The organism is Brevundimonas sp. GW822-FHT03E11 (assembly GCF_058801445.1).
The window spans coordinates 233,787-255,164 of the sequence record NZ_JBXANG010000004.1; the positions used below are offsets into that span (position 1 = coordinate 233,787).

Here is a 21,378-nt window from a genome sequence, read left to right on the forward strand (position 1 = left end):
CCCCCGTCGCAAGAGAGACTTGGCGCAGTCGGGGCAGTCGGGGCACAGTGACGCCCTGCCGCGAGGGAAGGGAAGTCGTCATGGCCGAGCCGCGCAATCGCTATTCGTCGGTGTCACTGGCTTTGCACTGGATCATCGCTGCGGCGATCCTGGTCCAGGTGCTGCTGATCACCGCCCATGAGAGCACGGAGGGGCCGCTGTCCGGGCAGTTCGTCATGCTGCACAAGTCGCTGGGCGTGTCGATCCTGATCCTGACCCTGGCTCGCATCGGCTGGCGACTGGCGCATCCGGCCATTCCCTTGCCCGCGTCGATGCCGCGCTGGGAGCGGCTGGCGGCGCGCGCCACCCATGTCCTGTTTTACGTCGTCCTGATCGCCATGCCTCTGTCGGGCTGGCTGGCCACCTCGGCGGCGGGACGCGGCTTCGCCTGGTTCGGCCTGTTCGACTGGCCCCTCTTGCCGGTGGGCGGCGGGCGCGAGGCCGCCGGTCGGTTCATGGACGTGCATGAGACGGTGATGAAGGGCCTCTATGTCCTGATCGCCCTGCATGTCGCCGCGGCGCTGAAGCATCAGTTCATCAACCGCGACAATGTGCTGCATCGGATGATCCCCCTGATCCCGCGGCGGCCGTGAGGAGCGCGGGCGACCCGCCGGATCAGGCCGCCGCCGCCCTGCGCCGCGGCGAACTGATCCTGCTGCCGACCGAGACGGTCTATGGCCTGGGCGCCGACGCCGCCGATCCGCGAGCGGTGGCCGCCATTTTCGAAGCCAAGGGAAGACCTCGGTTCAACCCCTTGATCGCGCACGTCTCTGACGCCGCCGCCGCTGAGGCGATCGGTCTGTTCGACGCCGCCGCCCGCGCCCTGGCCCAGGCCTTCTGGCCGGGGCCGATGACGCTGGTGGTCCCGGTGCGGGATCGGACCCGCGTCTGCGATCTGGCGCGCGCGGGGTTGGACAGCGTCGCCGTGCGCGTTCCCGGCCACGCCCAGGCGCGGGCTGTGCTGTCGATGTTCGGCGGCCCCGTCGTGGCGCCGTCGGCCAACCGCTCGGGCCGGCCCAGTCCGACGACCTTCGCCGACGCCGTGGAGGAGACCGGCTTCGCCGTCTCGGCCGCCGTGGACGGCGGTCCTTGCGCCGTCGGTCTGGAAAGCGCCGTCGTTTCGGTCCTGGATGGACGGGTCGCCCTGCTGAGACCCGGCGCCGTCACCCGAGCGGAGATCGAGGCCGTGGTCGGTCCCCTGGACGAGGGCGGCGACGGGCGACGCTCGCCGGGTCGGCTGGCCGTCCACTATGCGCCTGACGCCCCGGTGCGGATCGAGGCGACCCAACCGCGTCCGGGCGAAATCCTGCTGGGGTTCGGGCCGGGCGTCGGCGACCCCCGCTGGAGTCTCAGTCCTTCCGGCGATCTGCGAGAAGCCGCCGCTAACCTATTCAGGTTGCTCAGAGAAGCAGACCGAGCCAAGCCGGCGGGCATAGCCGTGGCGCCCATTCCTTCCTCCGGACTGGGCGAGGCGATCAACGACAGGCTTCGGCGAGCGGCGGGCTTCGTCGGCTAACCGAACCGCGCCTGAAGATCGACGCTGGAGCGGCGTCCGACGCTGGCGAGACAGGTCTCCAGCCAGTCGTCCGCAGCCGCCCGGCCACGGGCCTTCAGGTCGGTCAGGAAACTCCATTCCGTGTTGAACTTCGACCTCAAGGACAGGTCCGACAGCCAACCGTCGGCCTCGATGGCGTGCAGTCGCAATTGTCGATAGGGGCCTGAGCCGTGTTTCAACTGTCCCTGGCTGATCATTTCTCCGGCCATGGCGATGGCGCGGAGTTCGGCCAGCAGCGGCGCGTTGAAGAGGATCTCATTCAACCGATCAACGATGTCGCCCGCCGCGCGGGGCGTCTCGTCGCGCACCATCGGGTTCAGCGTCACCAGCAGCACGTCGTCCGGCGTATCGTCCCCCGTCAGGGGCCAGAGCGGCGGATTGGTCAGATAACCGCCGTCCCAGTAAGGCTCCCCCTCGATCTCGACGGCCTGAAACAGGTGCGGCAAACAGGCCGAGGCCATCAGGACGTCGGCGGTGATCTCGCTGGACGCGAAGATGCGGGCCCTGGCCTGGCGCACGGCCGTGGCGGCGACGAACAGTTTGACGTCGGAGCCCTGGACCGCCTGAAAATCCACGGCCGTCTTCAGAACCCGCTTCAGAGGATTGTGGTTCAAGGGATTGAATTCATACGGGCTCATTGACAGAGCCAAGGTTTCTCCGGCGCGCCAGAGCGGCGTGTCCTTCAGCCAGTCGGGCGCCTGGGCCGGATTCCACAGGGCGCTGTCGCCGAAGACGTTGCGGCCCCCCGACTGGTTGATCTCGCGCCACAGCCGGTCCAGGGCGGCGCGGGCGTCGCCGCTCGCCAGGCCGGAAACCAGGGCGGCGCCGTTCATGGCGCCGGCGGACACGCCCGAGACCGCGCGGATATCCAGCCGATCGTCTTCCAGCAGTCGATCCAGCACCCCCCATTGGAAGGCGCCGTGCGCCCCGCCGCCCTGAAGCGCCAGACAGAAGGGCCGCCGTCCTGTCGAGGCGGCGGCGAGGTCCGTCGGCTCGGCGGTCTTGCGTTTGAAGATCGCCATAGGTCGGCCCTCGCTGGGATGATCTTATTGAGCGGTCCAGCCGCCGTCGATCGAGAAACTGGCGCCGTTGGCCGAGGCGCCCAGGTCGCTGACCAGATAGAGGAACAGCCCCGCCAACTGATCCGTCGTGACGAACTGTTTGGTCGGCTGGGCGGCCAGGATCACGTCGCTCATGACCTTTTCAGGACTGATGCCGCGGGTGCGGGCCTGGTCTTCGATCTGCTTTTCCACGATCGGCGTATGGACGAAGCCGGGGCAGATGGCGTTGCAGGTGATGTTGTCCTGCGCCAGCTCCAGCGCCACCGTCTTGGTGAAGCCGATGACGCCGTGTTTGGCCGCGACATAGGCCGATTTGAAGGGGCTGGCGACCAGGCCGTGGGCCGAGGCCATGTTGACGATCCGACCACGCCCCTGGGCCTTCATGATCGGGATGGCGGCGCGGGTAGCGTAGAAGGCCGAGGACAGGTTGATGGCGATGATCTGTTCCCATTTGTCGGTGGGAAACTTCTCGACCGACTCCACATGCTGGACGCCGGCGTTGTTGACCAGAATGTCCAGGCGGCCGAACTCGCGCTCGGCGAAGGCGACCATGTCGGCCACCTCCTCGCCGCGCGTCATGTCGGCGGGGTGATAGCGCACCCGCACGCCGGAAGACGCCTCAAGCGCGGCGCGGGTGCGCTCGATCTCGGCCGGATCGCCCAGCCCGTTCAGGACCACGTCGCCGCCCCGCGTCGCCACCGCGCGCGCCAGGGCCAGGCCGATGCCCGAGGTCGAGCCCGAGATCACCGCCGCCTGACCCTTCAGATCACCGATGTCGCGGAAGTCAGGGGACTGGGGCGAGGTGGACATGGATGCGCCTTTCGTTCTTTCGCGAGAGACTAGCGGGGGCGCCCGGCGAAGATCAAGAATTTCCCGACCTGATGAATATCCATTCGGTCTCGGTCGAGGCCGCCTTGTCGAAACCGTAGCCGTCCCGGTCGAAAGCCTTCAGATCCTCGACTCGTTCCAGCCGTTCGTCGATGGCGAAGCGGCTCATGGCGCCGCGCGCCTTCTTGGCGAAGAAGGAGACGATCCGCGTTTCGCCGTTCTTCTCCTCGCGGAACTGGGGCGTGACGACCGGCAGTTTCAGAGCCTTGGCGTCGACGGCGCCGAAATATTCCTGGCTGGCCAGGTTGACGACGACCGGATCGGGCGATCCCTGGGCTCTGAGGTCTTCGGCGTCGGCGTTCAGCTGTTTGGAGATCCGATCGCCCCAGAAATCATAAAGGCTGGAGCCGCGGCGGGTCTTCAGCCGCGTGCCCATTTCCAGTCGATAGGGCTGGATCCGGTCGAGCGGACGCAGCAGCCCGTAGAAGCCGGACAAAATCCGCAGATGGTCCTGGGCGAAGGCCAGGGCGGCGGCGTCCAGCTCTCGCGCCTTCAGCCCCTCATAGACGTCGCCGGCGAAGGCGAAGGCGGCCTGGACGCCGTCCGTCGATTCCGGATCGAACGCCCTGAACCGTTCCAGATTCAAGGTCGCCAGATCATCCGAAATCCCCATCAGGCGACGCAGGTCGGCCTTGGTCTGACGCCGCGCCGTCGCCGCCAGGCTGGCGGTGTCTTCCAGAAAGCGACGCTCCGTGCCGGGCAGGGCCGGATCGGCCGGCGAGAAGTCGAGCCGTTTGGCGGGAGAAAGAAGGATCAGCAAGGGACGGCTCCGTGATGGCGCCGCTCACATAGGCCGCTTCTGCGAAGATTTGAACGGGCGAGGCCGGAATGCCGCGGCTCAGCCGCCGAAGCCGCCCTGATCGAGGAAGGCCTGCTCTTGCGGCGTCGTCGCGCGGCCCAGGGCGAGGTTGCGGTGGGGAAAGCGGCCGAAGCGCACGATGATGTCGCGGTGCAGGCGGCCCCATTTCTCCAGCTCGGCGTCGCCGGCGACCAGGGCCAGGTAGCGGTCCTGATCCTCGAGCCGTTCGGAATGTTCGAAGGGCAGCAGGAGGAAGTTCTTCAGCTCGGGTTCGACCCGGAGGTGCCAGCCGCGCGCCACCGCCTGTTCGGCGAACATCAGGGCCAGGGGATCGGTGGCGAACTGATGGGCCGTGCCGCGGAAACTGTTCCTCGGATACTGATCCAGCAGGATCAGCAGGGCCAGGGCGGTCTCGGGGGCCTCGATCCAGTCGTCGCGTTCGCGCCGGGCGGCCGACAGGTGCAGATCCTGGCCGCGCGACCGAAACTGGGCGTCGAAGGCCTCGTCCTTGGCGAACCACTTTTCGGGCCCGGTCTCTTTCCAGAAGGCGACGACGTCGAATGCGGTTATGAAGGGGGCCATGACCAACATCTTAGCCAATCCGCTGCCCGTCTTCCATGACCGCGACTGCGACCTTTCGATCATCCGCGGCAAGCGCGTGGCCATGATCGGCTACGGCAGTCAGGGACGCACCCATGCGCTGAACCTGCGCGATTCGGGCGTGACCGACATCGTGGTCGGCCTGAAGCCCGGGTCGAAGACGCGGGCTGTGGCCGAAGCCGACGGATTTAAGGTGATGACGGCGGGCGAGGCGGCGGCTGGGGCGGACGTGGTCGCCGTCATGACCTCCGACGAGGCGCATCGCGACCTGTGGCGCGACGAACTGGCGCCTGCTGTGCGGCCCGGCGCGGCCCTGGTCTTCGCCCACGGCCTGTCGGTGCGATTCGGCCTGGTGGAGCCCCGCGACGATCTGGACGTGATCCTGGCCTCGCCCAAGGGGATCGGGCCGCGCATCCGCGACCTGTACGAGGCCGGGGAGGGGGTCTTCTGCCTGTTCGGGGTGCATCAGGACGCCACGGGCGGGGCCCATGCGCTAGGCCTGTCCTATGCGGCGGCCCTGGGGTGCGGACGCAAGGGCATCCTCGAGACGACGATGCGGGACGAGTGCGAGAGCGACCTGTTCGGCGAACAGGTGGTGCTGTGCGGCGGGATCGCCGAACTGATCGATTCGGCCTTCATGAAACTGGTCGAGGCCGGCTATCCGGCCGAGGTGGCCTGGTTCGAATGTTTCTACGAGGCCAAGCTGGTCACCGACCTGATGTACGAGCGCGGCATAGCCGGCGCCTTCGCCAAGATCTCCAATACGGCGGAGTACGGGGCTTACCGCACCGGGCCGCGCGTGATCGGCGCCGAATCGCGCGCCGCCATGGATCAGGTCCTGGCCGAGGTTCAGGGCGGGGGATTCGTGCGGGATCTGATGGCGGACTATGACGCCGGCTCGCCCGACCTCATGGCGCGGCGCGCGGCCCTGGGGCGGCGGCCGATCGAGTCGGTGGGGGCGCGTCTGAACGCGGTGGCGCGGCGGGCGCGGGAGACGGCGGCGAACGACGACTGATGCGCGGGAGATGACTCGTCATCCTGTGCGTCCTTATCGACGCCATGCGGCGGACGGGCCGGCCCTCGGGTCGAGCCCGAGGGTGACGATCACTAGAGGGATGAGAGAGAATGGTCGGAGTGAGAGGATTCGAACCTCCGACCCCTGCGTCCCGAACGCAGTGCTCTACCAGGCTGAGCCACACTCCGACCGTGGGGGCTGGGCCGCAAGGCGTCGCCCCGAAGTGAGGACGCGGCTTATAGCCATGGGTTTCGGAGGCCGCAAGCGTCCATTTCGACCTTCTTCGCAGGCGGCGAAAATTGTCCTGAATGGGGGTGTTGCATCCGAAAACGGTTTGGCCTATCTGACCGCCTCCGCCGCACGAGAGTGCAGCGGACGCCGGACCTGCTGGGGAATGGTGTAATGGTAACACTCCGGTTTTTGGTACCGTCATTCTAGGTTCGAGTCCTAGTTCCCCAGCCACCGCCTCTCCCATAAGCAAAGGCCTGCCTTGGGCCTCCCTTGGCGTCAGGCCGTCGTCGCTGACCGGCTCTTGGCGTGGAATCGAAGCGCGCCAAGGCCGCTCGACGCCGGAACCTTCCCGACCGGCCTAGCCTCAAGACGCGGACGATTCAGCGCGGAGGCGGCTTTCTGGCGCGCAATCCCCAGGGCGGCGCGATTCGCAATGAACTGGTGGCCGAACGGTGTTGGGGTTACAGCGCCCCTTGTCAGGGGCGATCCCGCCCTCTAGAGCCCACTGCCTGCCCATGCGGATGTGGCGGAACTGGTAGACGCACTGGATTTAGGTTCCAGCGCCGCGAGGCGTGGAGGTTCGAGTCCTCTCATCCGCACCAAGCAAAAAGGCCCGGGATCGATCCCGGGCCTTTTTGTCTTTGTAGGGCAGGCTTATCGCGCTTCGCGCTGCTTGAGGCCATTTTGTGGGCCCATCGCGCGTGGCGTTAGTTGAGGCGCCGTTGGCGCGCCACTGTTTCCCTTGCGGCGAAGAAAAAGGCCGGGGCGTCGACACCGGCCTTCTTTGCATCAGTCGCGTTCTTCCTTGGAGCCGGGGGCCGGGGCGCCCGGCATCGGCGGGACCGGGCCGACCGGGGCGTCGGGGGACAGTTCCGGGACCTCGACCAGGCCGCGGGCGACGTGGCTCTTACGGAAGCCGTAGGCGAAATAGATCACCAGACCCACGGCGCCCCAGATGGGCAGGACCATCTTGGCGTCATGCGGCAGGTTCCAGAACAGGAAGGCGCAGCCGGCAGCCGAAAGCGGCGCGATGATCCAGACCAGGGGCGTCTTGAACGGACGTTTCCGGTTCGGGTCGGTCTTGCGCAGGATCAGGACCGCGATCGACACCATGAAGAAGGCGAACAGGGTGCCCGAGTTCGAGATGTCGGCCAGCTGACCCACTGGGAAGAGGGCGGCGGCGATGGCGACGGCGACGCCGGTGAACAGGGTCACGACATAGGGGGTCTTGAACCGCTTGTGCATCTTGGTCAGGCCTTCCGGCAGCAGGCCGTCGCGCGCCATGACGAAGAAGATGCGGGTCTGGCCGTAGATCATCATCAGGATGACCGAGGGCAGGGCCAAGAGGGCGGCGGTGCCCAGGGCGTTGCCGACCTGCGGATGGCCGATGACGCGCAGGACGTGGGCCAGGGCCTCGTTCGAGCAGACCAGGGCCTCGGCGTTGGCCGGCAGGGCGCAGGCGGCGACGAAGGCAGGCGAGCCCGGCTGGACGGCTTGACCGGCGGCGCCGAGGACCGGCTGGGCGCCGATGGCGCCGGCCGCGCCCAGGGCGACCAGCAGATAGAAGACGGTGCAGAAGGCCAGGGAGCCGATCAGGCCGATCGGCACGTTGCGCTGCGGGTTCTTGGTCTCTTCAGCAGCGGTGGAGACGGCGTCGAAGCCGACATAGGCGAAGAAGATCGAGGCGGCGGCGCCGACGATGCCCATGCCCGAATAGGCGCCGAACAGGCCGTTGGGCGCGAAGGGCGACAGGTTGGCGGTGTCGATGACCGGCAGGGTCAGGACGATGAAGACCGTCAGGGCCGCGACCTTGATCGCCACAAGGATGGCGTTGACGCGGGCCGACTCGGTGGTGCCCAGGATCAGCAGGCCCGTCACGGCCAGGGCCACGATGATGGCGGGAATGTTGACGATCCCGGCCGAGAAGTCCGGCGTCGGGATGAAACCGTTCATGCTCCAGGTCGGTCCGGCGGATAGGAGGTCCGGGAAGTCGAAGCCTATCCCGTTCTCTATCAGGCCCAGCACATAGCCGGACCAGCCCACCGACACGGCCGAGGCCGCAACAGCGTATTCGAGGATCAGGGCCCAGCCGACGCACCAGGCGAGCAGCTCGCCCAGGACGGCGTAGGTATAGGTGTAGGCCGAGCCGGAGACCGGGGCCATGGCCGCCAGTTCCGAATAGCAGAGCGCCGCCACCGCGCAGACCGCGCCGGCGATGACGAAGCTGACCATCATGCCGGGGCCGGCCTTCTGAGAGGCCGCAGCCGTCAGAACGAAGATGCCGGTGCCGATGATGGCGCCGATGCCGAGCAAGGTCAGTTGAACAGGTCCGAGCGACCGATGAAGCGACTTCTTCTCGGCCGTGGCCAGAATCGCGTCGAGCGACTTAACGCGCCACATAGAATACCCCCACGTTTACGGCGGCCCTCTGGCCGCGTCGGCGGGGACGCTAGCGGCGGAATGCGGGCCGCGCAACGCGCATGACGGCGGGGTGAAGCGCTCACGACGCTTTCGTGATCGTGGCGCATCGGGGGCGCATCGGGCTAGAGGCGGATCATGTTGCCGATCCACGCCGTTCTCGACCCGCTGAAATCCGCCCTTGCAAACGGAAATACGGCGGTTTTGGCCGCCCCGCCGGGGGCGGGGAAGACCACGGTCGTCCCCTTGGCCCTGCTGGACCAGGCCTGGCTGGGCGACGGACGGCTGCTGGTGCTGGAGCCGCGCCGTATCGCCGCACGGGCCGCCGCCGACCGGATGGCCGCCACCCTGGGCCAGGAGGCGGGCGGGACGGTCGGCTACCGCACCCGGCTGCAGAGCCGGATCGGGCCGAAGACGCGGATCGAGGTGATCACCGAGGGGGTCTTCACACGGATGATCCTGGACGACCCCGGCCTGGAGGGGGTGGGAGTGGTCCTGTTCGACGAGTTTCACGAGCGCAGCCTGGACGCCGACCTGGGTCTGGCCCTGGCGCGGGAAACGCAAGGGGCGCTGCGGGAGGATCTGCGGCTGCTGGTGATGTCGGCCACCCTGGACGTGGCGGGGGTGTCGCGGTTGCTGGACGGCGCGCCGGTGATCGAGGCGGAGGGGCGGGCCTATCCGGTCGACACCCGCTATCTGGGCCGCAATCCGACCGAGCGGTTCGAGGAGGCGATGACGCGGGCCTGTCTGACGGCCCTGGGCGAGGAGACGGGGTCGGTTCTGGCCTTCCTGCCGGGGCAGGGCGAGATTCATCGGGTCGTGCGGCAGATCAACGAACGGCTGAGGCTGCCGAACGTCGACGTGGTTCCCCTGTATGGCGGACTGGATCGGGCGGAGCAGGACCGCGCCATCGAACCGGCGGCGCCGGGGCGGCGCAAGCTGGTGCTGGCGACCTCGGTTGCGGAGACGAGCCTGACGATCGACGGGGTGCGGGTGGTGGTGGACGGCGGCCTGTCGCGCGTGCCTCGGTTCGAGCCGTCCAGCGGCCTGACCCGGCTGGCCACGGTTCGGGTCAGCCGGTCGTCGGCGGAACAGCGCCGGGGACGGGCGGGACGGACCGAACCGGGCGTCTGCTATCGGCTGTGGGACGAGGAACAGACGCGCGGCCTGGTCCCGCATCAGCGGCCGGAAATCCAGGAAGCGGACCTGACCGGCCTGGCGTTGGATCTGGCGCGATGGGGCGCGCGGTCGGTCGAGGGGTTGGCCCTGCTGGACCCGCCGCCGGCCGGAGCCCTGGGCGAGGCGCGCAAGGTGCTGACGCGGCTGGGGGCGCTGGATGCGGAGGGCGGGTTGACCGATCACGGGCGGCGGCTGACACGCATCCCCCTGTCGCCGCGCCTGGCCCATATGGTCGCCGTGGCCTCGGACGGGCACGACGCCATGACGGGCGCGCGGATCGCGGCGGTGCTGAGCGAGCCGGGATTGGGCGGATCGAACGTGGATCTGCACGAACGGCTGGTCGGCCTGGAGCGGGACCGGTCGCCGCGGGCGCGGGATGCGTTGAAACTGGCTGAGCGCTGGGCTCGGGCGGCGGGCGGCGGCGCGGGCGGGTCGGTCGATGAGGGACTGCTGCTGGCCGAGGCCTTCCCCGAACGGATCGCGCGGATGCGGGGCAAGGCCGGCGAGATGCTGCTGGCCAGCGGGCGCGGGGCCATGGTCGAGGCGACCGATCCCCTGGCGCGCGAGACCTGGCTGGCGGTGGCCGAGCTGGGGGGCGGCGAGGCGCGGGACCGGGTGCGGCTGGCGGCGGCGCTGGACGCGGCGACGCTTGAAACCGATCTGGCGCGGCTGATCGAAACCGAGGAACGGCTGGCGCGCGAGCCCTCGGGCCGGGCGGTGATCAAGCGCATCCGACGGATCGGCGCGATCGTTCTGGATGAGAAGGTGATCGGGACGCCTGACGCGAGCCAGTTGTCGGCCGTGCTGAAGGCCGAGGTCGAGGCCGAGGGGATCGGCGCCCTGCACTGGGGCGAGCAGGCCTCGGCTCTGCGGGCGCGGCTGGCTTTTCTGCACGGGCTGGACCCGGCCTGGCCTGATGTGTCGGACGATGGTCTCATGGCGGCGCGCGAGGACTGGCTGTGGCCGGTGCTGGAGGGCGCGAAGTCGCTGGCGGCGACCAACGACGGCAGGCTGGCGGACGCCTTGCGGGGGCTGATCCCCTGGGATCTGCAACGCAGGCTGGACGAACTGGCGCCGCCGCGACTGACGACGCCGCTGGGGTCGGCGGGCATCGACTACGGCGCGGAGGGCGGACCGCGCGTTGAGATCCGCGTTCAGGAGTTGTTCGGCGTGACGACCCATCCGACGGTCGGCGGCGGCCGCGTTCCCCTGACCCTGGCCCTGCTGTCGCCGGCGCGGCGGCCGGTGCAGGTGACCCAGGACCTGCCGGGATTCTGGGCGGGCTCCTGGGCGGCGGTGCGCTCGGAGATGCGCGGCCGCTATCCGCGCCATCCCTGGCCCGAGAACCCGGCCGAAGCCCAGGCGACCAACCGGGCCAAGCCCCGCGGGACGTGAAGCGTCGAACCCGTCCCAAGCGGCTGCAACCGGGCGGCAAGCGCTGCGTTGAGCCAATCTCGCAGAGGACGCCCCATGGCACTTACCCAACTCGACCCCCCGCTGCCTGTCACCGTGCAGGATCGCGGCAAGGGGTTCGCCTTCGCCGTCATCGACTATGGTCAGGAGCACAATCTGATCTGGGTGACGGCCATTACCGAGACCGGAGAAATCTGGTGTGCGCCCAACCCGGTCGTGCGGATGCAGGCGAACTGGACCATGGGACGGCCGTCGCCCGCAGGTTGAGGCTTTTCAGCGGGAGAAGATGACGCGATATGGTCAGGCGCGCCCGCCGTGCGCCAACGGGGACAAAATCGTGCCGAACGCCAGGACCATCTCGCCGACCGCCGGAAAAGGGCGGGTTCTTTTCGCCAGCCTGATCGGCACCACGATCGAATTCTACGACTTCTATATCTACGCCACGGCGGCGGTGCTGGTGTTTCCGCGGCTGTTCTTCCCGGGCGGGGACCCGACGACGGCCATGCTGTCGTCCTTCGCCACCTTCTCCATCGCCTTTTTCGCAAGACCGGTCGGCGCCCTGGCCTTCGGGCATTTCGGGGACCGGGTGGGACGCAAGGCGACCCTGGTGGCGGCCCTGATGACCATGGGCCTGTCGACCGTGGCGATCGGCCTGTTGCCGACCCATGCGACGGTCGGGGTGATCGCGCCCCTGCTGCTGGCCCTGTGCCGGTTCGGGCAGGGGCTGGGCCTGGGCGGCGAATGGGGCGGGGCCGTCCTGCTGGCGACCGAAAACGCGCCTCCGGGCAAGAAGGCCTGGTTCGGCATGTTCCCGCAACTGGGGGCGCCGATCGGCTTCATCCTGTCGACGGGCGCCTTCATCGTCCTGACCTCGACGATGAGCGAGGCCCAGTTCGAGGCCTGGGGCTGGCGCTTGCCCTTCCTGGCCAGCGCCGTCCTGGTCTTCGTCGGTCTGTGGGTGCGGTTGAAGATCACCGAGACCCCGGAGTTCCAGACGGCGATGGATCGCAAGGAGCGGGTCAAGGCGCCGGCCGTGACCCTGTTCGCCCATCACAAGGCGGCCCTGTTCCTGGGGACGTTCAGCGGGGTGACGACCTTCTCCCTCTTCTATCTGATGACCGTCTTCGCCCTGGGCTGGGCGACGACGGGGATGGGGCTTGAGCGCGGCGAGGTCCTGCCGGTCCAGCTGATCGGGGTGCTGTTCTTCGCCGCCTTCATTCCGGTGACGGCCCTGCTGGCCGACCGGTTCGGCCAAGTGAAGGTGCTGATCGCCTCCTCGGTCGGCATCGCCCTGTTCGGCGGCCTGTTCGCCCCCCTGTTCGGCGCGGGGCTGACGGGGCTGCTGATCTTCTTCGCCCTGGGCTTTGCCCTGATGGGTTGCACCTATGGCCCTATCGGCGCGGCCATGGCGCGGCCCTTCCCAACGGCCGTCCGCTATACGGGGGCGTCCATGGCCTTCAATCTGGCCGGGATCGTGGGGGCGTCGCTGGCGCCCTATCTGGCGACCTGGCTGGCCAAGACCTATGGGCTGGCGGCGGTAGGCGGCTATCTGGCCCTGTCGGCGGTGGTGACCATACTGGCCCTGTGGGGCATGGGGCGGGTCAGCCCGGAGACGGAACTCTGATACCGAACTCTAGGCTTCGTCCGTCGCCGCATAGACCATGATCCCGGTCGCGACGGCCAGGTTCAGGCTGTCGGCCCGGCCGCGCATCGGGATCTTGACGTTGACGTCGCAGGCGGCGGCCAGCTGGTCGGTCAACCCGGCCTGTTCGTTGCCCATCAGGATCAGCGACGGCTTCTGCATCACCGCCGAGCGGTGGCTGACCTTGGCGTCCAGCCGGGTGCCGACGACGCTGCCGGGCCAGGTCTGGCGCCAGGCCAGGAAGGACTCGGGGTCGGCTTTGGTGATGGAGACGGCGAAGACCGAACCCATGGTCGCGCGCACCGCCTCGACCGAATAGGGATCGACGCAGTCGCCGATCAGGATGACGCCGCCGCAGCCGGCCGCGTCGGCGGTGCGGATGATGGTGCCCAGATTGCCGGGATCACGCACCTGCTCCAGGGCCACCCAGCAGGGGGCCGAGGCGGGGTCCAGCCTGTCCAGAGGGGTATAGACCTGATCGAACACGCCCAGGACGGTCTGCGGATTGTCGCGGCGGCTGATCTTTTCGAGGATGGCGTGGGTGACGACGACGATCTCGCCGCCGGCCTTGCGCGTCTCGGCCTTTGCCCGGTCCAGCAGGGGGTGGGGGCGGGCATCCTCGCCGACCAGCAGCAGGCGCGGCGCCCGGCCCAGGTCCAGGGCCTCGCCGATGAATTTCAGCCCCTCGGCCAGGAAGGTCCCGGTGCTGTCCCGCTCCTTGCGCATATGCAGGGCCCGGACGGCCTTGACCGTGTCATTGGTCAGTGAGGTGATCACGCGGTCCGTCATCGGCTCCACCGGGCGAAGAAGGACAGGCCGATGGCGCGGGCGTTCGCACCGTCTTCGGACAGGGCCAGTTCGCCCCAGTCGATGCGGCCGCCGCGATCCGGCAGGGCCTCGGCCATCAGATGGGCCAGGGACAGGCCGGAGATGCGGGCGGCGTAGGCGTTCAGCAACAGGAAATCGGCCTCGTCGGACAACAGGGCGGCGCAGTCCTTCAGCAGGGCCGGCATGTCCTCGAACAGGCGCCAGACCTCGCCGGTCGGGCCGCGTCCGTACTTGGGCGGGTCCAGGATTATACCGTCGTATTTGGAGCCGCGCCGGACCTCGCGCGCCACATATTTGCGGGCGTCCTCGACGATCCAGCGGATCGGGCGGTCGGACAGGCCGGACTGTTCGGCGTTCTCGCGGGCGTAGTTGACTGATTTCTTCGAGGCGTCGACGTGGGTGACCTCGGCCCCGGCGGCGGCGCAGGCCAGGCTGGCGACGCCGGTGTAGCCGAACAGGTTCAGGATCTTCGGCGCTCGGCCGGCGTCGCGCGTGAAGGCGCGCACGCGGGCGTCCAGCCAGTCCCAGTTGGCGGCCTGTTCCGGGAAGAAGGCCAGGTGGCGGAAAGGCGTGAAACGGCCGGTGAACTTCACCTCGCGCCATTTCAGGGGAAAGGCGTCGACGGGGCCGTGCCGGTCGAAGCGCCAGCGGCCGGAGTCTTCCTCCTCCTGCTGCGGATCGAAGGCGGCGGTGGCCTGGTCGAAAGCGGCCGGGTCGCGCGGGGACCAGAAGCACTGGGGCTCGGGCCGGACCACCATATAGGGGCCGTAGCGCTCAAGCTTCCTGCCCTCGCCGGAGTCCAGCAGGGCGTAGTCGGACCAGCCGTGGGTCACCAGGGTTTCGGGGGTGGGAGAGAGCAGGGGCGCCATCCTGCGGCTGATAGGCGGTCAGGCGGCCTTACGTCCAGCATCGACATGGGTGGAGGCGCCGCATTCGGCGTCATGGTCCGGCTCATGGATCGTCTTGTCCCAGACATAGGGCGATACGATCAGTCGCCAGAGGGCCTGGGCGAAGGCGACGCTGAGCAGGGACCAATAGGCCGGCGCCAGCAGCATGTCGCTGAGACGATAGTCCAGACCGGCGCGGCGCGCCCCGACGGCGCAACTCATCCATGCGGCGACGACGCCCAGCGCCAGGACGGCGAGCGATCCGGTCGGCAAGTACGGCGCCGCGCCCGCATGAAGGCCCAGGAGAAGGGCCGACCCGATCCAGGCCAAGGCGGGAGCGTGGCAGGCGGCGGATATGACGGCGGCTCCCAAGGTCATGACAAGCGACAGCAGTCCGCGTTCGCCCAGGGCGGCGGGCGAGCGCGTATGGACGCCCCAGGTCTGCATATAGCCCTTCAACCATCGCGTTCTCTGGGGCAGCCAGCGCTCGAAAGGGCCGGGCGGCGTTTCCCAGGTCGGTCGGTGGATGACCCCCAGACGCCACCCCGCCGACCAGAGCCGAAAGCCCAGGTCGGCGTCTTCCGTCACATTATAGGCGTCCCAACCGCCCAGATCCCGGAGGATGGCCGTCCGAAGATGATTGCTGGTGCCGCCGAGGGGGAAGGGCAGGTTCAGCTTCGCCATGCCCTGAAGATTGACCTCGAAAAGGGCGGCGTACTCCAGGGCGAACTGTCGATCGAGAAACCCCTTCAGGCCGGCGCCTCTGCGAACGCGCAACGGCGCCTGAACGCAGGCGAGATCAGGGCTCTGGGCGAAGTGCGCCGCCGCTTCACGCAGTTGCCCCGGGTCCGGCGCATCTTCGGCGTCATAGACGGTGACCAGTTCGCCCTTGATGAAGGGAAGGGCGTGGTTGAGGGCGCGCGGCTTGGTCTGGGGCGCGCCAGGCGGCACAATCAGGATCTGCAGCCAGTCAGGCCTGGCTGCGGCCGTCGCCGCCGCAATGGTTGACTGATCGTGCGCTTCCAGGATGAGGAACCCCTGCAACTGTCGGCGGGGGTAGTCCAGCCGAGACAGGTTCTGCACCAACTGCTCCACCACCGCCGCCTCGTCATACAAGGCCGCCAGGACGGTATAGCGCGGCCAGCGGCCCGGCTTGGGCGGCGGGGGCGGCGGAGAAAGACTGGCTGCCGCCAGGACGGCCCGCCAAATGGCCGTGGCGACGAAACAAGCCTGACCCAAGATCAGGGCCTCCAGCGTCGCCCGTGGCCAGAGGACAAGGCCGAACGCCGCACATGCGACCAGCCCGCCGACAACCGCCGCCTGCCAGGCCGTCGGCGTTCGACGCCCTGCGCCGCTGAGCGCATTCGTCTTGATCATCATCGTTCCAGCCCCCGCCCGAGCCGAATACAACTGGAAATACTTGTTTGTTGCAACTGGATTTTTCTGCGCCGATTGGCGCCGATGATCGATTGTCGCTATTCAGATCGCCCCTGACCTGGAGTCGCCTTTGCCCCTCGCGTCGCAATCGTCTCGTTCCCACCGCAAGCCCAAGGGGGAAGGCCATTCACGGCGCGGCGAAATCCTGGCCGCCGCCGAGCGGATTTTCGTCGAGCACGGCTATGAAGGAGCGACCATTCGCAAGATCGCGGATGAGGTCGGCCTGTCCTCGACCGCCCTCTATATGCATTTCCCCGATAAGGGCGCGATCCTGCAGGAAATCTGCCGCAACGCCTTCAGCGTCCTGACGGCGGCTGCGGCCTCCCTGTCGTCGGGCTCCGCGCCGCCGGAGGTGCGACTGAGGGCCATGATCGAGGCCTACGCCCAGTTCGGGTTCGATCAGCCCAACGCCTATCGGCTGATCTATCTGACCCGTCCCGCGGAGGCCCGAGAGGGCGCTCAGACCTTGTCTCAGGAGCTGGGCGCCGTCGTCTTTTCCGCCTTTGTAGCCTTGGTTGAGGCGACCGTGGCCGCAGGGCGGATGGAGGGCGACGCCAGGGCGATCGCCCAGTCGATTTGGGCGGCTGCGCACGGCGTCGTGTCGCTGATGATCACCAAACCCTATTTTCCGTGGGTGGAGCGGGACCGGTTGGTCAAGACGACCCTGGACGCCGTGTTCGACGGCCTGCTTAAACCGTGACCCCACGCGCCCGGTCGCTCCTTCTCTGTCTGGTCCTTGTGGGGCTGACGCCGCTCCCCGCCCAGGCTCGGCCCTTGCGGGTCATGGCCCTGGATCAGTGCGCCGATCAATATGTCCTGGCCCTGGCGCCCGACGCCGAACTGGCCCTGTCGCCGCGCGCCGACGATCCTGACGCCTGGCTGAGGCGCGAGGCGGCCGGACACAGGCGGCTGCGCCCGACCCTGGAGGCGGCGGTCGGGTTCAAACCGGATGTGGTCGTACGCTACTGGGGCGGCGAACCCCGGCTGCTGGCGGCACTGGAGCAGCGCGGGACCAAGGTGGTCACGATCGCGGACGCGACGGACTTCGACGGGGTGCGCGCCAATATTCGCGCCGCAGCTCAGGGTCTCGGGCAGGCCGAGCGGGGGGCTCGACTGGAGCGGACCATGCAGGCCAAGCTGGATCGCGCGGCGCCGCCCGCCGGAAGCCCCACGCCCGGCGCCCTCTATCTGACCTCGGGCGGCTATACGTCCGGTCCCGGCACGCTGATGGATGCGATGATGCGGGCGGCCGGCTTTCGCAATCTGACGACCGCGCCGGGCTTCGGGGCCGTCAGTGTCGAGCAGATCGCGCTTCAGCCGCCCATCCGGTTCGTGCTGGGCTTTTTCGACCAGTTGCGGGCCGACTGGCGGGGCGCGGGCCGCCATCCGGTGGTGCGCCGCGCCGCCAAGGGGCGGACGGCGGCGAAGCTGCCGGCGGCCGTCCTGACCTGTCCCGCCTGGTTCGCCGCCGACGGGGTGGAGATGATGAAGGCGCGCCCATGAATCGTACGGTTCGTCTGTGCGTGACTCTGGGCCTGCTCTGTACGGCGGCCGTGGCGACCGCCGTCCTGTTCGGGGAGACGGGGTTCGACCGCGCCCAGTATGCGGCGGCCTTCGGCGATCCGTCTTCAGGTCCCTGGGACGTCTTGTGGCAGGTGCGGGCGCCCCGCGCCGTCTGCGCCCTGGTCGTCGGAGCGGCTCTGGGGCTGGCGGGGGCGGTGATGCAGGGGCTGCTCCGCAATCCCCTGGCCGATCCTGGCGTGCTGGGGGTTTCGGCGACGGCGGCCTTGGGCGCGGCCCTGGCGATCGTCCTCGGCGGCGCGGACGTTGGGGGCTTGGTGGAGATGTCGGCCCTGGCCGGCGCGGCTGTGGCCGGCGGGGTGCTGGTCGCGGCAGCCGGACTGATGCGGGCGCCGGAGGCCCTGATCCTGTTCGGGGTGGCCCTGTCGAGTTTCGCGGGGGCGGCGACGGCCCTGATCTTCAACCTGTCGCCGTCCCCCATCGCCCAGGCCGAGGTCATGGCCTGGCTGTTGGGATCGGTGCAGAACCGGAGTTGGGTCGATGTAGCCTGGGTGGCGCCGGCCCTGGCGATCGCGGCCGTTTTCGCCGCCCTGTCGGCGCGGGGACTGCGGATGCTCACCCTTGGCGATGAAACGGCCGCAACGTCGGGGCTCTCCATGGGGCGGTTGAGAGGCTTCGCCCTGATCGCGGCGGCGCTGGCGACGGGGGCGGCGGTGGCGGTCGCGGGCGTGATCGGCTTCGTCGGTCTGGCGGCGCCCCATCTGGTGCGGGCGGCGGTGCGCGGGGACGCGGGGCGAATCCTGGCGCCCTCGGCCCTGGCGGGCGGATTGATCCTGGTGGTCGCGGACTTAGCGGCGCGGCTGACGCCGACGGATCAGGAGCTGAAACTGGGGGTGTTCACGGCCTTGATCGGGGCGCCCCTGTTCGCCCTGATCGCCTGGCGGGCGGCGCGGGAGTGGCGACTGTGATCGCGCCGCTGACGATGTGGGACGCCCAGGCGACCCTGGGCGGGCGCAAGGTGCTGGACGGTGCGGACGTACAGGTCGAGCGCGGCCGGTTGGTCGCCCTGGTCGGTCCCAACGGGGCGGGCAAGTCCAGCCTGATCAAGGCGTTCGTCGGACTGCTGGCGCTGGACGGCGGCGTCGCCCGCCTGAACGGCGACGACGTCACAATCCTGTCCCCTCGAGAACGGGCCCGGCGCGTCGCCTATCTGCCCCAGGAGCGGCGGATCGCCTGGAATCTGCCGGCGGTGGAGGTGGCGGCCCTGGGCGCGCCCTTCCTGGCCGGTCCCGAAGCCTTGGCGCGGGCCAAGCGGGCTCTGGCTGAAGTGGGCGGCGCCCATCTGGTCGATCGCGGCGTAGCCGAAATGTCCGGCGGCGAGCGGGCGCGGGTGCTGCTGGCGCGCGCTTTGACGACCGACGCCCCCATGCTGCTGGCGGATGAACCGATCGCGGGGCTCGATCCGGACGCGCAGCGGCTGGTGCTGGAGCGGCTGCGCGCCCGCGCGGACGGCGGCGCCGCCGTGCTGGTCAGCCTGCACGACCTGACCCTGGCGGCGGCCTTCGCCGACCAGGTGATGGTCATGCATCAGGGACAGGTCGTCGCCGCCGCCCCGCCGATGGAGGCGCTGGAGCCGGGCGTGCTCAAAAGCGTCTTCGGCTTGGACGGGCGCTGGGTCGAAACGCCGGACGGGCCGCTGCTGGCGGCCCGTCGGGCTCAGTAGGCGACGTAGGGACGCGGACCCGCCGCGGCGCCGCGCGCAATGTCGGCCGAGGGCGTCAGGGGCGCCGAGCCGCCGTTCAGCCGGGCCTTGTAGACCGCCATATTCTCCATCACCCGCATCATATAGTTGCGCGTCTCGGTGAAGGGGGCGCATTCGATGAAGTCGATGGCGGCGTTGGCGTCGCCGCGCGGGTCGCCGCAGCGGGCGATCCACTGGTTCGGCCGCGCTGGGCCGGCGTTGTAGCCGACCGTGGCCAGCAGCATGGAGCCGTTGTTGGCCGCCATCAGCTCGCCCAGGTGATAGCTGCCCAGGGTCATGTTGTAGTCCGGGTCCCACAGCTGTTCGGCCGAGAAGCTCATGCCCAGGCGACGGGCCACGCCGGAGCCGGTAGAGGGCAGGAACTGCATCATTCCGCGCGCATCGGCCCCGGAGCGGGCCCGGGGGTCGAAACTGGATTCCTGACGTGTGATGGCCTGAGTGAACTCCAGAGGCGCCGCGCCGGCGACCTGTGGCGGTATGCGGACCGGATACATCCGCTCCGGCAGGACAAAGCCCCTCTGGCTGGCCGCACGGCCGACCATCATGGCCGCGAAACCGTCGCCGTAGCTGCGGCTCAAATCCATCAGCAGGGCCAGATCCTCGATCGTGGGGAGGTCGTTGTCGAGCTGATAGGCGAAGACCCGCAGCAGGCTGGTCTCCCCGGTCTCGCCGAGAATCCGAGTGGCGCGAACCCGTTCATCGGCTTCAAATCGGGCGATGTCCGCAGGGGTAGGCGCCGGATCACCGGGCAGGGTCAGGGTGGTCATCCCGGCCTTTTCGGCGGCGAGCTGGCCATAGAAGGTCTGCCAGTGCTGGGCGCCGTTGCGATAATAGGCGAGGGCGGCGTCGCGCTCGCCCCGGGCCTCGGCGGCCCGGCCCAGCCAGTAATAGGCGCGGCCCTGGGTGATCGGAGTTGAGGAGGCGGTGCGCAGGGCCTCGAAATGACGGGCGGCGACTTCGGGCTGGTTCAGCTTTGTCAGGGCGACCCATCCGGCGAAGAATTCGGCGTCAACCATTCGGTCGCCCGAGGTGAAGCCGTGGCCGTTCATCGCATCATAGGCGGCGCGCCAGTTTCCCTGCTGCAGGGCGTCCAGATAATAGTTGCGGCGCTCGGTCCACAGGGTGTCGTCGCCGACCGTGTGGCCCGGAGCGGGCGGGAGGTAGGCCAGAAGCGGGAAGGCTTCGGACTGACGGTTCTGAGACCGCAGGATACGAACCCGTTCCAGGACCACGACGGGATCGACGGCCTGTGTCGGGGTCAGGGAAGCGACCACGGCGTCAGGGCTGTAGGCGGTGCGCAGGCTCATGACGGCGTTTGCGACGGCCGCCCGTTCCGGTGAGACGAGGCCCGTCATCGCGCGGGTGGCCGGGCCGTGAGGGCCCATCAGCAGCAGATTGAGGCGGGTCTCATGATCGGCCGGGGTCAACCATCCGCCCCAGGCGACCAGAATGCGCGATTGCGGCGCCTCGTCGAAGGATCGCGTGCGCCACCATTCGCGGATCAGGGCGCGCGCCTCATCGCGTCGCCCCCTCTGTTCAAGGGCGGCGGCGTAGGCGATGGCGCCATCGACCGTGCGGGGCGGTTCCTGCGCGAACAGGGCCAGGGCGGCGTCCGGGCCGACGCCGGATCGGGCCAGCACCTTTTCTGTCGCTTCGCGGCGTGATTCGGCCCTCGGCCAGCCGGCCAGCTCCGTCTGGGCGCGGGCGAGGTCGGCGTAGGCCAGCTGTTCGCCCGAGGTGTCGATCAGGGCCCACTGGACCAGTTTGCGCGCTGCGGGATCGCCGATCTGTGAGAGGGCCGACTGGGCGCCCAGCACGTCGCGCGCCCGCGCGGCGGCCAGTCCTTGACGAAACAGCGCCGTGTCCTGATCATTCAGGACGCGGGTTTGGCCATAGGCGACGCCGGTTTGAGTGACGGAACCATAGGGGACGGCCTGCGCCGGCGCCGCGTCTTGAGGGCTCGGCGCAATCAAGGCGAGAACCGCCGCCAGACTCGTCGCAATCATGATCTTTCCTGTTCTCATTCATCCCGGTTGCGGCGAAGCCGCTGGCGACCTAACGTCTCGCGCTCTCAAGACAGAGGTCCTGGACGTCCGTCCATCG

The 21,378-nt window shown here is 68.9% G+C and carries 19 protein-coding genes and 3 tRNA genes; 12 read left to right on the top strand and 10 right to left on the bottom strand.

The features are described from left to right. Positions 1–80: 80 nt before the first annotated feature. Complete coding sequence (locus AC1RKE_RS08785) at positions 81–632, top strand: cytochrome b (protein ID WP_348683644.1); 552 nt, start codon at positions 81–83, stop codon at positions 630–632. Next, complete coding sequence (locus AC1RKE_RS08790; RefSeq protein ID WP_348683646.1) at positions 629–1,555, top strand: L-threonylcarbamoyladenylate synthase; 927 nt, start codon at positions 629–631, stop codon at positions 1,553–1,555. Before AC1RKE_RS08785 ends, AC1RKE_RS08790 begins: the two co-directional genes overlap by 4 nt. On the opposite strand, the gene AC1RKE_RS08795 is transcribed toward AC1RKE_RS08790, so the two are convergent. The 4 genes from AC1RKE_RS08795 to AC1RKE_RS08810 all read right to left on the bottom strand — a co-directional run bounded on the left by AC1RKE_RS08795 (position 1,552) and on the right by AC1RKE_RS08810 (position 4,924). Next, the gene (locus tag AC1RKE_RS08795) at positions 1,552–2,616 is read right to left on the bottom strand and encodes a patatin-like phospholipase family protein (protein ID WP_182713624.1); all 1,065 of its coding nucleotides are present in this window, start codon (positions 2,614–2,616) and stop codon (positions 1,552–1,554) included. The two genes, AC1RKE_RS08790 and AC1RKE_RS08795, sit on opposite strands and share 4 nt — an antisense overlap. A gap of 24 nt (positions 2,617–2,640) precedes the next feature. Further along, complete coding sequence (locus AC1RKE_RS08800; protein WP_348683648.1) at positions 2,641–3,465, bottom strand: 3-hydroxybutyrate dehydrogenase; 825 nt, start codon at positions 3,463–3,465, stop codon at positions 2,641–2,643. A 52-nt stretch (positions 3,466–3,517) separates the two neighbouring features. Beyond that, positions 3,518–4,303: a peroxide stress protein YaaA gene (yaaA, locus tag AC1RKE_RS08805; RefSeq protein WP_182713622.1), complete on the bottom strand. Its 786-nt coding sequence runs from the start codon at positions 4,301–4,303 to the stop codon at positions 3,518–3,520. A gap of 78 nt (positions 4,304–4,381) precedes the next feature. Further along, positions 4,382–4,924, bottom strand: a complete 543-nt coding sequence (locus AC1RKE_RS08810; protein WP_054765643.1) for a DUF924 family protein — start codon at positions 4,922–4,924, stop codon at positions 4,382–4,384. On the opposite strand from AC1RKE_RS08810, the gene ilvC reads away from it, so the two are divergent. Next, entirely contained in the window at positions 4,923–5,957 is a 1,035-nt protein-coding gene (ilvC, locus tag AC1RKE_RS08815; RefSeq protein WP_348683649.1) for a ketol-acid reductoisomerase, read from the top strand. The two genes, AC1RKE_RS08810 and ilvC, sit on opposite strands and share 2 nt — an antisense overlap. A 111-nt stretch (positions 5,958–6,068) precedes the next feature. Here the strand turns inward: ilvC and AC1RKE_RS08820 are convergent. Continuing rightward, positions 6,069–6,145, bottom strand: a tRNA-Pro gene (locus AC1RKE_RS08820). A gap of 200 nt (positions 6,146–6,345) precedes the next feature. Between AC1RKE_RS08820 and AC1RKE_RS08825 the strand changes: the two genes are divergently transcribed. Continuing rightward, positions 6,346–6,419, top strand: a tRNA-Gln gene (locus tag AC1RKE_RS08825). Positions 6,420–6,705: 286 nt separating this feature from the next. Then, positions 6,706–6,790 (top strand) — tRNA-Leu (locus AC1RKE_RS08830). Between the two features lie 187 nt (positions 6,791–6,977). On the opposite strand, the gene AC1RKE_RS08835 is transcribed toward AC1RKE_RS08830, so the two are convergent. Then, positions 6,978–8,588, bottom strand: coding sequence for an amino acid permease (locus AC1RKE_RS08835; RefSeq protein ID WP_182713620.1), 1,611 nt, complete (start codon positions 8,586–8,588; stop codon positions 6,978–6,980). Positions 8,589–8,744: 156 nt separating this feature from the next. Here AC1RKE_RS08835 and hrpB point away from each other — a divergent pair, with 156 nt between their 5' ends. The 3 genes from hrpB (at position 8,745) to AC1RKE_RS08850 (ending at position 12,822) form a co-directional block, all read left to right on the top strand. Next, positions 8,745–11,180, top strand: a complete 2,436-nt coding sequence (gene hrpB, locus AC1RKE_RS08840; protein ID WP_395942259.1) for an ATP-dependent helicase HrpB — start codon at positions 8,745–8,747, stop codon at positions 11,178–11,180. A gap of 75 nt (positions 11,181–11,255) precedes the next feature. After that, positions 11,256–11,465, top strand: coding sequence for a hypothetical protein (locus AC1RKE_RS08845; RefSeq protein WP_042823661.1), 210 nt, complete (start codon positions 11,256–11,258; stop codon positions 11,463–11,465). 19 nt (positions 11,466–11,484) lie between these two features. Further along, on the top strand, positions 11,485–12,822 hold the full coding sequence (locus AC1RKE_RS08850) for an MFS transporter (protein WP_483458165.1): 1,338 nt from the start codon (positions 11,485–11,487) through the stop codon (positions 12,820–12,822). Positions 12,823–12,831: 9 nt separating this feature from the next. Here AC1RKE_RS08850 and AC1RKE_RS08855 read toward each other — a convergent pair whose 3' ends face one another. From AC1RKE_RS08855 to AC1RKE_RS08865, 3 genes are read right to left on the bottom strand one after another with little or no spacing between them, the layout of a single operon-like run. Then, positions 12,832–13,629 (bottom strand): TrmH family RNA methyltransferase, encoded by a 798-nt coding sequence (locus AC1RKE_RS08855; RefSeq protein WP_348684509.1) that lies wholly within the window; start codon positions 13,627–13,629, stop codon positions 12,832–12,834. Continuing rightward, positions 13,626–14,537, bottom strand: a complete 912-nt coding sequence (locus AC1RKE_RS08860; RefSeq protein WP_348684508.1) for an RsmD family RNA methyltransferase — start codon at positions 14,535–14,537, stop codon at positions 13,626–13,628. The genes AC1RKE_RS08855 and AC1RKE_RS08860 overlap by 4 nt, the downstream gene beginning before the upstream one ends. Before the next feature lie 18 nt (positions 14,538–14,555). Then, positions 14,556–15,932, bottom strand: coding sequence for a glycosyltransferase (locus tag AC1RKE_RS08865; protein ID WP_492896860.1), 1,377 nt, complete (start codon positions 15,930–15,932; stop codon positions 14,556–14,558). Positions 15,933–16,062: 130 nt separating this feature from the next. On the opposite strand from AC1RKE_RS08865, the gene AC1RKE_RS08870 reads away from it, so the two are divergent. Genes AC1RKE_RS08870 through AC1RKE_RS08885 form a run of 4 tightly spaced genes read left to right on the top strand, consistent with a single transcriptional unit; the run spans position 16,063 to position 19,236 of the window. Continuing rightward, positions 16,063–16,692: a TetR/AcrR family transcriptional regulator gene (locus AC1RKE_RS08870; protein WP_395942046.1), complete on the top strand. Its 630-nt coding sequence runs from the start codon at positions 16,063–16,065 to the stop codon at positions 16,690–16,692. After that, on the top strand, positions 16,689–17,495 hold the full coding sequence (locus AC1RKE_RS08875) for an ABC transporter substrate-binding protein (RefSeq protein WP_395942045.1): 807 nt from the start codon (positions 16,689–16,691) through the stop codon (positions 17,493–17,495). The genes AC1RKE_RS08870 and AC1RKE_RS08875 overlap by 4 nt, the downstream gene beginning before the upstream one ends. Beyond that, a complete protein-coding gene (locus AC1RKE_RS08880; RefSeq protein ID WP_395942044.1) occupies positions 17,492–18,481 on the top strand; it encodes a FecCD family ABC transporter permease in 990 nt (329 codons plus the stop codon). Before AC1RKE_RS08875 ends, AC1RKE_RS08880 begins: the two co-directional genes overlap by 4 nt. After that, the gene (locus tag AC1RKE_RS08885; RefSeq protein ID WP_395942047.1) at positions 18,481–19,236 is read left to right on the top strand and encodes an ABC transporter ATP-binding protein; all 756 of its coding nucleotides are present in this window, start codon (positions 18,481–18,483) and stop codon (positions 19,234–19,236) included. Before AC1RKE_RS08880 ends, AC1RKE_RS08885 begins: the two co-directional genes overlap by 1 nt. Here the strand turns inward: AC1RKE_RS08885 and AC1RKE_RS08890 are convergent. Continuing rightward, a complete protein-coding gene (locus AC1RKE_RS08890; protein ID WP_348684617.1) occupies positions 19,230–21,281 on the bottom strand; it encodes a lytic transglycosylase domain-containing protein in 2,052 nt (683 codons plus the stop codon). The two genes, AC1RKE_RS08885 and AC1RKE_RS08890, sit on opposite strands and share 7 nt — an antisense overlap. Positions 21,282–21,378: the final 97 nt, after the last annotated feature.